We start from the raw sequence: 12668 nt of genomic DNA on the forward strand, positions 1-12668 counted from the left end.
CCGGCCACGAGGAGCAGCACTCGGCGCAGGCTTCCACCTGCACGCCCACGCCACCCCACCACGGTGGGAAGATCCCACGCCGGACACTACGTCCCGCATCGGATCGCCCAGCTGAATCAGAGACGCTAGACGGGCGTCGACGCCGACGGCACGAACGGTGCCCCGTGTCCCGGCACGATCAGCGCCGGGCCGAGGGCCAGGACCTTCTCCCTGGCCGCCCGCAACTGCTCGCGGTCGGGCGCGAAGGGGTCGTCGGCCGGTCCCTCGGCGGTCCACCACAGATGGGTCAGGACCACCAGGCCCTCGTCGGCCGTGACCAGGGTGCTGACGTCCTCGGCGGTGTGGCCGGGGGTCGTCATGAGCGTGATCGACGGCGACAACCGGTATCCGTCGGCATCGCGGTCCTCCCAGCTGTCGTTCTGGTAGATCGCCATGTGGTCGTGGAAGCGGGGTCGGGGGAACAGGGCCGCGTTCAGCGTGTGGTCCGGGTGGTGATGGCTGAAGATCACGTCGGTGACGTCTTCCGGGTTCAGTCCGTGCTGCGCGAGCGGGTCCAGGATGAGCCGGCGGTCCGCGACCATGCCGGGATCGACGATTGCGACCGTCTCGCCGTCGAGGAGCAGGGTGACGGTGCCGGCCACCCGCTCGTCGGCGTAGCCGGTGGTCAGGACGTGAAAGGCAGCGGTCATGAGGGGCTCCTCGGGTGAGGTGACGGGTGTGGTGCGGGGCCGTACGAGCCGGTCGCCGTTATGCCCCGGCCGTCTCGATGAACTCGCGCACGGCGGTGCGCGGGTCCCCCGAGCGGACCAGTGCCTCGCCGACCAGTACCACGTCGGCTCCCCAACCGCGGTACTCCGCTACGTCCTTCGGGCCCGTCACTCCCGATTCCGCGACCCTGACCGTGCCTTCCGGGATGGCCGCCACGAGGTCGGCGAACACACTGCGATCCACATCCAGCGTGGTCAGGTCCCGCGCGTTGATGCCGAGGAGCTCGGCTCCCGCAGCGACAGCGCGCCGCACTTCGTCGGCCGTGTGCGCCTCCACCAGCGGCGTGAGACCCAGCTCCTTGCACAGCCCCATCAAGTCGGCGAGCTGACCGTCGTCCAGCGACACGACCATGAGAAGCGCAAGATCGGCGCCGTGCGCGCGGGCCTCCCACAGCTGATAGGGGTCGACGATGAAATCCTTGCGCAGGACGGGCACGTCGACCCGGGCACGTACGGCGTCCAGATCGGCGAGAGAGCCGCCGAAGCGCCGGCGCTCGGTGAGCACGCTGATCGCAGCGGCACCGCCGGCCGCGTACTGGGCCGCGAGGAATGCGGGGTCGGGGATGTCTGCCAGCGACCCCTTGCTGGGGCTCTTTCGCTTCACCTCGGCGATGATGGACACCCCGGGCGCCCGGAATCCGGGCAGCGGGTCGAGCGCGGGTGCCGCGTCAGCCGCCCGGGAGCGCAGCTCCGCCAACGGCGTTGCGTGCTTGCGCTCTTCCAAGTCCTCGCGAACTCCCTCAAGGATCCCGTCAAGAACGCTCATCGTCATCTCCCTGTCGAATCGTCTGCAGCTGCGAAGGTCCCCGGGCTTGAGTGAGGCCGTGCATCACCCACGTCCAAGTCGTGCTCAAAGAAGGTTATTCGGATCGATCATGGCGTGCGCACCGGCCCGCCACGGGGCGCGGAAGTTGAACTTCTCGCAGATGGTCCGGAGATATGTGCCGGATACCGCCGCAGGCGGGGCTCAGGCCAGGCCGAACCGCTCGGCGTGCACTTGCCGGTCGGGAACCTCCAGCCTGCACAGGGCGCTGAGCACGGCCGAGGTCATCGCGGGCGCGCCGCAGACGTACACGTCACGTTCGGTCATGTCGGGAACCAGGGCACGCAGACTGTCCGGCTCGAACGGCGGGTTCCCCTTCCCTGTGCGGCCGGTGAGCAGGTGCAGCTGCCCACCGCTTGATCTGTAAGGCGTCAACCGTTGTGGTGCCACGGTCGGCACCGTGGTCGAGCGGACCACTTCCAAACCGTCAGTCACCCGGACGGCGACCGACGCGACGGCGCTCGTTCGTTTCCCTGCCGACCGTCCCGGCCGCCGTCGCTGGGTAGGTTGAGTGATTAAGGCCTTAACCACAAGCCGTCCCAGGGCCGATGCATATCAACTCAGGTATCTGAGTCGAACACCAGCAACAGACATGGGATGTCAACGGGCCGATACCAAGGAGGGAGGGCAGCGAACAGACCCGGAGAGGGTGGCGAACAGACCGCAGGAGCAGTGTTGTTGGGACGAGGCAGCGCAAGGCCCGACCCGTACCACTGATCCTTGATTTGACTGCATTCATGGGATGTTCCAGCCGTGAATCGTGGTATCTATACGGGTGCGCTTGTGAGGTCTGCAGGCTCGGTGTGGTCAACGCTGACCCGAGCTGCTGACACGAACAGCGATCGGCCCCGCTGGCTCAGCAACCACCCGCAGAAGAGGACGCTGTATGAGAAGGTCCTGGGCTTTACCTCTGATCACGCTTGTCGCTGCCGCGCTCGGGGTGACAGCGGCAGGTGTGACCCCTGCCTCCGCCGCCTCGAACACACCCTTGCGGGTCATGCCGTTGGGCGACTCCATCACCTGGGGTGTGGGAAGCAGTACGGGCAACGGCTACCGGGGGCCGTTGTGGAACCAGCTTGCGGCGGACGGCCATCCGCTGGACTTCGTCGGCACGCTGCGGGGCGGTTCGATGTCCGACCCCGACAACGAAGGCCACTCCGGATACAAGATCCACCAGATCGCCGCACTCGCCGACGCCTCGCTGACCCGCTACCGGCCCAACGTCGTGACGCTGCACATCGGCACCAACGACCTCAACGAGAGCTACCAGGTCTCCACCGCCAGCGCCCGGCTGAGGTCGCTGGTCGACCAGGTCACCGCCGCCGCCCCCGACGCAACCGTCCTCGTGGCCTCCCTGGTCGTGTCCACCAGCGGCTCGGAGGAGCAGTACCGTGCCGCGTACAACCAGGCCATCCCCCAGATCGTCAGGGACGAACAGGCCGCGGGCAGGCATGTCGCATACGTCGACATGAGCAGCCTGACCACGGCCGACCTGGCCGACGCCCTGCATCCCAACGACTCGGGCTACCAGAAGATGGCCGACGCCTTCCATCGCGGCACCCAGGCCGCGGACAGCGCCGGGTGGCTGAGGAATCCAGCCCCCGCCCCCGCACGCGTGCAGTCCGGCATCGCCGGCAAGTGCATGGACGTCAACGGCGCGGGCACCGCTGACGGGACCGCCGTCCAGACGTGGAGCTGCCGCGACGGTGCCAACCAGCTCTGGTCCGCCTACACCGACGGCACGCTGCGCTCGATGGGCAAGTGCCTCGACGCCTCCGGCTGGGGCACCGCCAACGGCACCAAGGTGCAGCTCTGGGCCTGCCACGGCGGCGCCAACCAGGTCTGGCAGCCCTACAACGGCGGCTACCGCAACCCCGCCTCCGGCCGCTGCCTGGACGTTCCGGACTCCTCCACGGCCGACGGCACGCAGCTCCAGCTGTGGGACTGCAACGGCGGCTCCAACCAGAAGTGGACCACTCTGACCGCCGGATGACCCCCGCTCCCGGGACCTCAGCCCTTCCGAGCTCCGGTCCGGGAGAACGTCGGCGCCCGCCCGTCACCTCCCCGCTGTCGTCCCGAAGGGGAGCGGTTCGCCCGAGCGCAGGTGTTCCCTCAGCCACTGCTCGGTGTTGCTCACGTGCAGCAGTGCGGCGGCCTGGCTGAGGGTGGCGTCACGGGTGGACAGGGCTTTGAAGATCGCCTCGTGCTCGGCGAGGGTGCGGCCCGCGGCCTTGTCGTCGACCAGACCGCGCCAGATGCGGGCGCGCAGGGTGCGGCCGGAGATCCCTTCCAGGAGGGTGAGGAGGGTCTCGTTGCCCGTGGCCGAGACGACGGCGCGGTGGAAGGCGGCGTCGTGGGCGTTGAGCCGTTCGACATCGTCGCGGGCCTCACGCATGGCGTCCAGGTGCCGTTCCACCTCGGCCAGTTGCTCATCGGAAATCCGCGTGGCGGCAAGCGCCGTGGCCATCGGTTCGAGGAGCCGCCGTACCTCCATGAGGTCCTGCAGGGCGACCGAGTCGCCCTGCAGCAGCTCCACCGCACCGCCGAGCCCCTCCAGGAGCAGACTCGGCTGCAGGCTGGTCACATACGTGCCGTCGCCGCGCCTGACCTCCAGGACGCGCGCCACGGCCAGTGCCTTGACCGCTTCGCGGGCGAGGTTGCGGGACAGGCCCAGCTGCGCGGCCAGGTCCGGCTCCGGTGGGAGCTTCGAACCCGGAGGCAGCGCACCGGTCCGGATCAGCTCACGGATCTGCTCGATGGCCTTGTCCGTCAGAGACACCGCACATCCCTCCCCCACCGTGCCCCGCGAGGACGTCCGACCTGATCAGCCCCTGCGCGCGCAGATCGTCCCAGAGGCCGTCCGGGACGCGCTGATCATGGAGTTCCACGTTTCGTCCGACCTGTTCCGGAGTCCGCATGCCGAGGGTGACGTTGATGATACTGGGATGCGTGTGCGGGAAGGCGATCGCGGCGGCGGGCAGGCTGGTCCCGTGCGCCTCGCAGACCTCGGCGATCGCCCGGGCGCGGACGACCAGAGCCGGCGGGGCGTCCCGATAGTCGTACTTCATGCCCTCGGCGGGCCGGTCGCGGGAGAGCAGTCCCGAGTTGAACACCCCCACCGCCACCACGCTCTTGCCGAGTTCCCGCGCGGCGGGCAGGACGTCGTCCAGCGCCGACTGGTCCAGGAGCGTGTAGCGGCCGGCGAGCATCACCACGTCGGCGGCCGTCTCGCGCAGGAAGCGGGCGAGCATCGCCGACTGGTTCATGCCGACGCCGATCGCTCCGATCACACCCTGGTCCCGCAGTTCGGCGAGCGTGGGCATGGCCTCCTGGGCAGCCTGCCGCCAGTGGTCGTCCGGATCGTGCAGGTAGACGATGTCCAGCCGGTCCAGGCCGGTGCGCTCCAGTGTGTCCTCGATGGAGCGGAGTACGCCGTCGCGGCTGAAGTCCCACTGTCGGCGCAGGTCGTCCCGTACGACGAAGCCCTCGGTGTCGACGCCACGTGGCTCCTCGTTGGGCACCAGCAGCCTGCCCACCTTGGAGGAGATGACGTACTCGTCGCGCGGGCGACCTTGCAGGGCGGCGCCCAGGCGGCGCTCGGAGAGGCCGAGGCCGTAGTGTGGTGCGGTGTCGAAATACCGCAGGCCGGCCTCCCAGGCCGCATCGACGGCGGCGGTCGCGTCGTCGGCCGGGGTGACGCGGTAGAGGTTGCCGATCACAGATGCCCCGAAGCCGAGCTCGGTGAGTGAGACGGACGTGTTCTGGATCTTCCGCTGGTGCAAGACGTGCTCCTGGGATACGGGCGATGGGGCGCCGGTCAGCGTCTGACGTGGGGCGACCCGCCCGCGATGAGCGCCTCGACCTCGGCGAGCGAGGCCATGGAGACGTCTCCGGGCGTGGTCATGGTGAGCGCGCCGTGGGCGGTGCCGTAGGCCAGGGCGCGCTCCAGGCCGGCGTCGTCGAGCAGTCCGTGGATCAGGCCGGCGGCGAAGGCGTCGCCGGAGCCGATGCGGTCCAGGACCTGCAGGCCGGGCATCCGGGGGCCGGGGATGAAGCCGGTTTCGGCGGACCAGGCGGCCGAGGACCAGTCGTTGACGCCGGCCGACGGTACGCCGCGCAGGGTCGTCGCCAGTACTTTCGCCGCGGGCAGCAGACCGGCCACCTCGGCGAGGGCGTCCGCCACTTCGTCGTCCCCGATGCGCGCCTGTCCCGGGTACGTCCCGGCCAGGCCCAGGGCGCCCACCACGACGTCGGCGTGCCGGGCGAGCCGCAGGTCGGCCTCGCGGGCCCGTTCCGGTCCACCGCGGCCGGCCCAGAGGCTCGGGCGGTAATTGGGGTCGTAGGAGACGGTGACGCCGTGGCGGCGGGCCGCGGCCATGGCCTCGTCGGCGACGTCCACCGTGGTGTCGGACAAGCCCGCGAAGATGCCGCCGGTGTGGAACCAGCGCACGTCGGCCGAGAACACCGCGTCCCAGTCCACGTCACCCTTCCGCAGCTGGGAGACGGCGGTGTGCGCGCGGTCGCTGACGCCCAGCGCGCCGCGGATGCCGTAGCCGCGTTCGACGAAGTTGAGGCCGTTGCGGGCGGTGCGGCCGATGCCGTCGTCGGGCACCCAGCGGATCAGCGATGTGTCGACGCCGCCCTGGAGGATCAGGTCCTCGACGAGCCGGCCCACCGCGTTGTCGGCGAGAGCGGTCACGACGGCTGTGCGCAGCCCGAAGCAGCGGCGCAGTCCGCGTACCACGTTGTACTCGCCGCCGCCCTCCCAGACCTGGAAGGAGCGGGCGGTGCGGATCCGTCCCTCACCCGGGTCGAAGCGCAGCATCACCTCACCGAGGGCCACCACGTCGATCACGTCATGCTCCTCTCCACCGCCTCGGCGGTCAGTCGGCGGATCTCCTCGTAGTCGCCCCGCTCCAGGTGGGCGGCGGTGGCCATCCAGCTGCCGCCGACCGCGAGGACCGCCGGGTCGGCGAGGTAGGCGACCAGGCGGGAGGCGTCGATCCCGCCGGTCGGCACGAAGCGCGTCCCGGGGAAGGGCGCCGCGAGCGCCCGCAGCGTCCGCAGGCCGCCGAGCGGCTCGGCGGGGAAGAGCTTGACGGTGTCGAGGCCCGCCTTCAGGGCGCGCATCAGCTCGGTGGCGGTGGCGATACCGGGCACCACGGGCACCCCCAGCTCGCGGCACTTCGCGACGACCTCCTCGTCGAAGCCGGGGGACACCACGAAGCGGGCCCCGGCCGCCACCGCCCGCTCCGCCTGCTCGGGCGTGCGGACCGTGCCGGCGCCGACGGTGAGCCCGCCATGGGCGGCCATCGTCTTGAGCACCTGCTCGGCGTCCGGTGTGCGGAAGGTGACCTCGGCACACCGGGCACCGCCCGCGGTGAGTGCGTCGGCGAGTGGGCCGGCGGTGGCCGTGGACGGCACGGTCAGTACGGGCAGGAGACGGGCCCCGGCCAGTGCGGTGGCCGGGTCGGGGCCACTCATCGGCCGAGCCATCCGCCGTCGACGGGCAGGACGACGCCGTGGATGTAGGCGGCGGCGTTCGAGGCGAGGAACACCGTGGCGCCCGCCAGGTCGTCGGCGTCGCCCCAGCGGCCGGCCGGGATGCGGTCCAGGATCGCTTTGCTGCGCACCGGGTCGTCCTGCAGCGCCTGGGTGTTGTCGGTGGCGATGTAGCCGGGCGCGAGGGCGTTGACGTTCACCCCGCATGGGGCCCACTCGTTGGCCAGCGCCTTGGTCAGACCGGCGATGCCGTGCTTGGCGGCGGTGTAGCCGGGGACGGTGATGCCGCCCTGGAAGCTGAGCAGCGACGCCGTGAAGATGATCTTCCCCTGGCCGCGGGCCACCATCGACGCGCCGACCGCCCGGGTCAGCGCGAACTGTGCGTTGAGGTTGACCTGGAGCACCAACTCCCAGTCCGCATCGGCGTGTTCAGCGGCCGGAGCCCGGCGGATCGTGCCCGCATTGTTGACCAGGATGTCCACCGGGCGCTCGCGTCCGGCGAGGTCCGCGCCCAGGGCTCGTACGGCGGCGGGGTCGGCGAAGTCGGTGCGGATCGCCTCGAAGGAGCGGCCCGCGGCGAGGACGTCCTTCTCGACCGCGCTGCCGGACTCCTCCAGCGAGGCGCTGACCCCGATGACGTCCGCGCCGGCCCCGGCAAGCGCGCGGGCCATGGCCCGGCCGATACCGCGCCGGGCCCCGGTGACGACGGCGAGCTTCCCGGTGAGGTCGAAGACGGTCATGCGGCCACTCCCTCGGTGTTGTCGGTGCAGTCCACGAGGATCTTCATCACGTCACCGCCGCCCTCCAGGGCCTCGAAGGCGGCGGGCGCCTGCGTGAGCGGGACGACCTTGCTGATCAGCCGCTCGGCCGGGATCGTGCCGTCCGCGACCAGAGTCACCGCGCGCTCGAAGTCGCCACGGTCGTACAACCTGGCGCCCACCAGGGTGAGTTCGCGCCAGAAGAAACGGTGCAGGTTCACCTCACGGGGGCGGGGGTGGATGGCGACGAGGCAGAGACGGCCGCGTACGCCCAGCACGTCGACGGCCGTGTCCACGCCGCCCGCCGCGCCGGACACCTCGAAGGCGACATCCGCGCCCGCATCCTGCGTCCACTCGCCGACCAGGGCGCCGATGTCGTCCGCGGCCGGGTCCCAGACGGTCAGCCCCAACTCCTCGGCCAGCAGCCGACGGTGGGCGCTCGGCTCCACCACCCGCACCTCGGCACCCGTGGCCCGTGCGACCAGCGCGATCAGCACACCGACCGGCCCGCCACCGACCACCACGACCTTCTCGCCCTCGGCGACCTTCGCCCGGCCCACGTCGTGCACGGCCACCGCGGTCGGCTCGACGAGCGCGGCCCGGTCCAGGGCGAGGGAGTCCGGCAGCCGGATCAGGGTGGCGGCGGGCACCGTCCAGCGCTGCTGCATTGCGCCCGGGGAGTCGATGCCGATGAAGTCCAGGTGCTGGCAGATGTGCTGATGGCCGCTGAGACAAGCCGGACAGGTGTCGTCCCAGCGCAGCGGCATCACCGTGACCGCGTCACCGGGCCGCCAGCCCTCCACGCCCGGCCCGACCCGCACCACGCGGCCGGACATCTCATGCCCCAGGACGGCCGGCGTCTGGACCCGGGCGTCCATGTCGCCGTGGAAGATGTGCAGATCGGTACCGCAGATCCCCACGTAGGCGGGAGCCAGCTCCACCTCACCCGGACCGGGTGGCACACCGATCACGGCAGCCGTGTCCAGGGAGAGGGCGGAAACGTAACGGACAGCAAGAGTCATCGTGATCCCAGGGTCCCTTCAGCGCGGACGCCGATGGTCAGCAGCAGGTTGGCGTAGGTACGGGTGTCGGCGGTGACGATCGCCAGCGCCAGGTCGGGCGAGCGGGCGGCGTCGTAGAACTCGAAGCGGCCGAACGTGTCGACCGGGAGGGGCGCCAGCATCGAGCGGTACTCGGCGATGGCGGGCGGCTCCGGTTCGCCCTCGGGCGGCACCATGACGTGGGCCGCCTCGACGGGCAGGGCGCGCAGCAGGACGTCGAGCACGGTGGTGACGTCGAGCAGGCCTGGGGACAGGTTGAGGTGGACGGTTCGGGCGCGCTCGCCGGTGGCGGTGCTCGCGGGGTAGTGGCCGTCGGCGAGCAGGACACGGGATCCGTGGCCGGCTCCGGCCAGGGATTCGAGGATCCCGGGGTGGAGCAGTTCCGTCAGGAGCACGGTGTCCCCTCCTTCGTGGGGGCGGGGGTCAGGTGGTAGAAGTCGGTCGCGGTACCGGCGAGCACCGCGTGGATCTCGGTGTCGGAACAGCCGTCCAGGAGTTCCTCGACGGTGGCGGCCCAGCGGTTCCAGCCGCCGGCGAGGAGGCAGACCGGCCAGTCGGAGCCGAACATCAGCCGGTCGGGACCGAAGGCGGAGAGCAGGACGTCCCACACGGGGCGGATGTCGTCGACGGTCCACTTCTCGTGGTCCGCCTCGGTGATCAGCCCCGACACCTTGCAGCGGACCTGGGGATGCCTCGCCAGTTCACGCACCAGCCGAGTCCAGTCGGTGAGGTCCTGCCTGGCGAGCGGCGGCTTGCCGGCGTGGTCCAGGACGAACGGCAGCTCGGGGAGCCGATCCGCGAGACGGATCGCCTGCGGGAGCTGGTGGCTGCGGATCAGCACGTCGTATCCGAGCCCGCGCTCCCCGACCGCTGCCAACCCCCTTTCCACGTCCGGCTGTTGGAGCCAGTGTGGATCGGACTCGCCCTGCACGACGTGGCGCAGGGCCCGCAGGTAACGCCCGTCGGGTCCCGACCGCAGGTCGTCGAGTACGTCGCCGATCGCGGGGGACGTCAGGTCCGCCCAGCCGACCACGGCACCGATCAGCGGGTCGCTGTCGGCCCGGGCGAGGAGGTCGCGGGTCTCGGGCACGGACGCGACGCACTGGACGACCACCGTGCTCGTCAGTCGCCGTCCGGCGATCGGCCGGGTCGCGGCCGATCGCAAGGCGTGCGAACTGAAGTTGCGGCGGATCGGCTCGTGGCCGGGCTCGTCCAGCCAGGGCTGCGGCCGGACGTCCAGGTCCCACACGTGGTGGTGGGCGTCCACGAGGGTCTGGGCTTCAGACACGAGCGGTCCAGACGGGGCCGTCGGGGTAGGCGTACTCCTTGAGGGACTCGGGGTGCATCTGCGCGCTCAGCCCGGGCAGCGTCGGCGCAAGGTAGTGGCCGTCGACGATGCGCACCGGGTCGACGAAGTGCTCGTGCAGGTGGTCGACGTATTCGATGACGCGGTCCTCGGTCGTGCCGGAGACCGCGACGTAGTCGAACATCGACAGGTGCTGCACCATCTCGCACAGGCCCACGCCACCCGCGTGCGGGCAGACCGGCACGCCGAACTTCGCGGCGAGCAGCAGGATCGCGATGTTCTCGTTGACGCCGCCGACCCGTGCGGAGTCGATCTGCACGATGTCCACCGCGCCGGCCTGAAGGAGCTGCTTGAAGACGACGCGGTTGGCGATGTGCTCGCCGGTGGCGACCTTGATGGGGCTGACGGCCTTGCGCACGGCGGCGTGGCCGAGGATGTCGTCCGGTGAGGTGGGCTCCTCGATCCAGTACGGCTGGTAGGGGGCCAGGGAGCGCATCCAGTCGATCGCGGCCTGGACGTCCCATCTCTGGTTGGCGTCCACCGCGATGCGGATGCCGTCGCCGACCGTCTCGCGGGCGGTGCGCATGCGCCGTACGTCGTCCTCCAGGGACGCGCCGACCTTCAGCTTGATCTGGGTGAAGCCGTCGGCGACGGCCTCGCGGGCCAGGCGGGCCAGCTTCTCGTCGGAGTAGCCGAGCCAGCCGGGGGTGGTGGTGTAGGCGGGGAAGCCCTGGTCGAGCAGGCGGCCGATGCGCTGTTCGCGGCCGGGCTCGGCGCGGCGCAGGATCTGAAGTGCCTCCTCGGGGGTGAGGGCGTCGGACAGCCAGCGGAAGTCGACCTGCGCGACCAGGTCCTCGGGTGACATCTCGCCGAGGAAGCGCCACACGGGCTTGCCGGCCCGCTTGGCGGCCAGGTCCCAGGCGGCGTTGACGACCGCGCCGGTGGCCATGTGGATGGCACCCTTCTCCGGGCCCAGCCAGCGCAGTTGCGGGTCGTGAACGAGGGAGCGGGAGAACGTGCCGAGGTCGGCGCAGACTTCGTCGACCGACAGGCCCACCACGTGCGGGGCGAGGGCGGCGATGGCGGCGGCCTGGACGTCGTTGCCGCGGCCGGTGGTGAAGGCCAGGGCGTGGCCCTCCAGGCCGTCGCCGGCGTCGGTGCGCAGGACGACGTAGGCGGCGGAGTAGTCGGGTTCGGGGTTCATCGCGTCCGACCCGTCCAGGTGCTCGGACGTCGGGAACCGCACGTCCAGCACGTCCAGGGCGGTGATACGGGCAGAGGCCGGAGAAGCGGACAGGGCGGATGACATGGCGGCAACTCCTGTGAGGTGCGGGGCGATACGGCCCCTTGCGACGGGATGGGGGTGCGGCGGAGGGCGCCGGGCGGCCTGGACGGCCGCCGGGTTCACTCCTGGACCTTGCCGCCGGTGATGCGCGAGATGGTCAGGGCGACCAGGATGATCAGGCCGTTGAGGGCGCCGATCCACTGGGCGGGGACACCGGCCAGCGTGAGCACGTTCTGAATCATGAAGAGCAGCAGGATGCCGCTGAACGCCCCGAACATGGTGCCCTTGCCGCCGTTCAGGCTGATCCCGCCGATGACGGCAGCGGCGAAGACGGTGAAGATGTAGCCGTTGCCCTGCGCCGAGGCAACCGAAGCGAGGCGTCCGGAGAGCATCAGCCCGGCGAGGGCGGCGAGGACGCTGCCGGTGACGATGACGATCCACAGCACCCGGTCGGTGCAGATGCCGGCCGCCTTCGCTGCGTCGACGTTGCCGCCGATGGCGTACAGCGAGCGGCCGAAGCTGGTCCAGCCGAGCACCACGATCGCAACGGCGAACAGCACCAGGCAGACCCAGATGGACGCGGGCATCCCGAACCATTCGGCGGTGCCGAGGTAGAGCATCGACTCCGGCAGCTGGAAGAAGGTCTGGCCGCCGGAGACGCCGGTGAGGACGCCGCGCAGCACGATCAGCATGCCGAGGGTGACGATGAAGCCGTTGAGGCCGAAGCGGATGATCAGCAGGGCGTTGATCACGCCGACGAGCGCGCCCACGGCCAGGGTGACGGGAACGGACCACGCGCCGGGGAGCAGTCCGAGTCCGTGGCCCGCGCCGACCGGCACGACCAGCCAGGCCGCGACGCCGGGCGCGAGGCCCATGGTGGACTCGAGCGACAGGTCCATCTTCCTGACGATCAGGATCATCGTCTGGGCGAGGACCAGCAGGGCCATCTCGGACATGGTCTGCAGGACGTTGATGAGGTTGTCGGCCTGCAGGAAGACCGGGTTGACGATCTGTCCGACGATCGCGATGACCACGATGGCCGGGACGAGCGCGAGGTCGCGCAGCCGGGCCAGGGGTATCCGGCCGCCGAGCAGCACGGTCCGCTTGGGCGCCGGCTCCGAGCCCTCGGCGGCAGCGGTGTCCGCGCGGACGGTCTCAGGCATCGT

14 protein-coding genes are annotated in these 12668 nt (G+C 70.8%); 1 reads left to right on the forward strand and 13 read right to left on the reverse strand.

Annotation, left to right across the window (positions count from 1 at the left end; genetic code table 11):
- Nucleotides 1-125: 125 nt before the first annotated feature.
- The 3 genes from AQI88_RS00070 to AQI88_RS48945 form a co-directional block, all read right to left on the reverse strand.
- Nucleotides 126-689 carry an MBL fold metallo-hydrolase gene (locus AQI88_RS00070; RefSeq protein ID WP_066989710.1) on the reverse strand — a complete coding sequence of 188 codons (564 nt, stop codon included), beginning with the start codon at nucleotides 687-689 and terminating at the stop codon, nucleotides 126-128.
- A gap of 58 nt (nucleotides 690-747) precedes the next feature.
- A complete protein-coding gene (gene trpC, locus AQI88_RS00075; RefSeq protein WP_066989712.1) occupies nucleotides 748-1533 on the reverse strand; it encodes an indole-3-glycerol phosphate synthase TrpC in 786 nt (261 codons plus the stop codon).
- 201 nt (nucleotides 1534-1734) lie between these two features.
- Complete coding sequence (locus AQI88_RS48945; protein ID WP_398697304.1) at nucleotides 1735-1857, reverse strand: hypothetical protein; 123 nt, start codon at nucleotides 1855-1857, stop codon at nucleotides 1735-1737.
- 619 nt (nucleotides 1858-2476) lie between these two features.
- Here AQI88_RS48945 and AQI88_RS00080 point away from each other — a divergent pair.
- Entirely contained in the window at nucleotides 2477-3583 is a 1107-nt protein-coding gene (locus AQI88_RS00080; RefSeq protein ID WP_066989714.1) for a ricin-type beta-trefoil lectin domain protein, read from the forward strand.
- A gap of 63 nt (nucleotides 3584-3646) precedes the next feature.
- Here the strand turns inward: AQI88_RS00080 and AQI88_RS00085 are convergent, their stop codons facing one another.
- From AQI88_RS00085 to AQI88_RS00130, 10 genes are all read right to left on the reverse strand, one after another.
- The gene (locus AQI88_RS00085) at nucleotides 3647-4369 is read right to left on the reverse strand and encodes a FadR/GntR family transcriptional regulator (protein ID WP_066989717.1); all 723 of its coding nucleotides are present in this window, start codon (nucleotides 4367-4369) and stop codon (nucleotides 3647-3649) included.
- Nucleotides 4332-5372 carry an aldo/keto reductase gene (locus tag AQI88_RS00090; protein WP_066989719.1) on the reverse strand — a complete coding sequence of 347 codons (1041 nt, stop codon included), beginning with the start codon at nucleotides 5370-5372 and terminating at the stop codon, nucleotides 4332-4334. The genes AQI88_RS00085 and AQI88_RS00090 overlap by 38 nt, the downstream gene beginning before the upstream one ends.
- Nucleotides 5373-5407: 35 nt before the next feature.
- Nucleotides 5408-6445: a sugar kinase gene (locus AQI88_RS00095; RefSeq protein WP_066989722.1), complete on the reverse strand. Its 1038-nt coding sequence runs from the start codon at nucleotides 6443-6445 to the stop codon at nucleotides 5408-5410.
- Nucleotides 6442-7074, reverse strand: coding sequence for a bifunctional 4-hydroxy-2-oxoglutarate aldolase/2-dehydro-3-deoxy-phosphogluconate aldolase (locus AQI88_RS00100; protein WP_066989725.1), 633 nt, complete (start codon nucleotides 7072-7074; stop codon nucleotides 6442-6444). Before AQI88_RS00100 ends, AQI88_RS00095 begins: the two co-directional genes overlap by 4 nt.
- The gene (locus AQI88_RS00105) at nucleotides 7071-7832 is read right to left on the reverse strand and encodes an SDR family NAD(P)-dependent oxidoreductase (RefSeq protein WP_066989728.1); all 762 of its coding nucleotides are present in this window, start codon (nucleotides 7830-7832) and stop codon (nucleotides 7071-7073) included. Before AQI88_RS00105 ends, AQI88_RS00100 begins: the two co-directional genes overlap by 4 nt.
- Nucleotides 7829-8872, reverse strand: coding sequence for a zinc-dependent alcohol dehydrogenase (locus tag AQI88_RS00110; protein WP_066989731.1), 1044 nt, complete (start codon nucleotides 8870-8872; stop codon nucleotides 7829-7831). Before AQI88_RS00110 ends, AQI88_RS00105 begins: the two co-directional genes overlap by 4 nt.
- Entirely contained in the window at nucleotides 8869-9306 is a 438-nt protein-coding gene (locus tag AQI88_RS00115) for an RbsD/FucU domain-containing protein (RefSeq protein WP_066989734.1), read from the reverse strand. Before AQI88_RS00115 ends, AQI88_RS00110 begins: the two co-directional genes overlap by 4 nt.
- Entirely contained in the window at nucleotides 9297-10199 is a 903-nt protein-coding gene (locus AQI88_RS00120; protein WP_066989737.1) for an amidohydrolase family protein, read from the reverse strand. Before AQI88_RS00120 ends, AQI88_RS00115 begins: the two co-directional genes overlap by 10 nt.
- Nucleotides 10192-11526: an L-fuconate dehydratase gene (locus AQI88_RS00125; protein ID WP_079057315.1), complete on the reverse strand. Its 1335-nt coding sequence runs from the start codon at nucleotides 11524-11526 to the stop codon at nucleotides 10192-10194. The genes AQI88_RS00120 and AQI88_RS00125 overlap by 8 nt, the downstream gene beginning before the upstream one ends.
- A 95-nt stretch (nucleotides 11527-11621) precedes the next feature.
- Nucleotides 11622-12665 carry an ABC transporter permease gene (locus AQI88_RS00130; protein WP_066989740.1) on the reverse strand — a complete coding sequence of 348 codons (1044 nt, stop codon included), beginning with the start codon at nucleotides 12663-12665 and terminating at the stop codon, nucleotides 11622-11624.
- Nucleotides 12666-12668: the final 3 nt, after the last annotated feature.

The sequence above is a fragment of the Streptomyces cellostaticus genome, assembly GCF_001513965.1.
GTDB classification, from domain to species: domain Bacteria; phylum Actinomycetota; class Actinomycetes; order Streptomycetales; family Streptomycetaceae; genus Streptomyces; species Streptomyces cellostaticus.

Coding starts and splice junctions, on each gene's coding strand:
- AQI88_RS00125 (WP_079057315.1), bottom strand. CDS start 11,526: ATGTCATCCGCCCTGTCCGCTTCTCCGGCCTCTGCCCGTATCACCGCC.
- AQI88_RS00110 (WP_066989731.1), bottom strand. CDS start 8,872: ATGACTCTTGCTGTCCGTTACGTTTCCGCCCTCTCCCTGGACACGGCT.
- AQI88_RS00130 (WP_066989740.1), bottom strand. CDS start 12,665: ATGCCTGAGACCGTCCGCGCGGACACCGCTGCCGCCGAGGGCTCGGAG.
- AQI88_RS00080 (WP_066989714.1), top strand. CDS start 2,477: ATGAGAAGGTCCTGGGCTTTACCTCTGATCACGCTTGTCGCTGCCGCG.
- AQI88_RS00105 (WP_066989728.1), bottom strand. CDS start 7,832: ATGACCGTCTTCGACCTCACCGGGAAGCTCGCCGTCGTCACCGGGGCC.
- trpC (WP_066989712.1), bottom strand. CDS start 1,533: ATGAGCGTTCTTGACGGGATCCTTGAGGGAGTTCGCGAGGACTTGGAA.
- AQI88_RS00070 (WP_066989710.1), bottom strand. CDS start 689: ATGACCGCTGCCTTTCACGTCCTGACCACCGGCTACGCCGACGAGCGG.
- AQI88_RS48945 (WP_398697304.1), bottom strand. CDS start 1,857: ATGACCGAACGTGACGTGTACGTCTGCGGCGCGCCCGCGATGACCTCG.
- AQI88_RS00100 (WP_066989725.1), bottom strand. CDS start 7,074: ATGAGTGGCCCCGACCCGGCCACCGCACTGGCCGGGGCCCGTCTCCTG.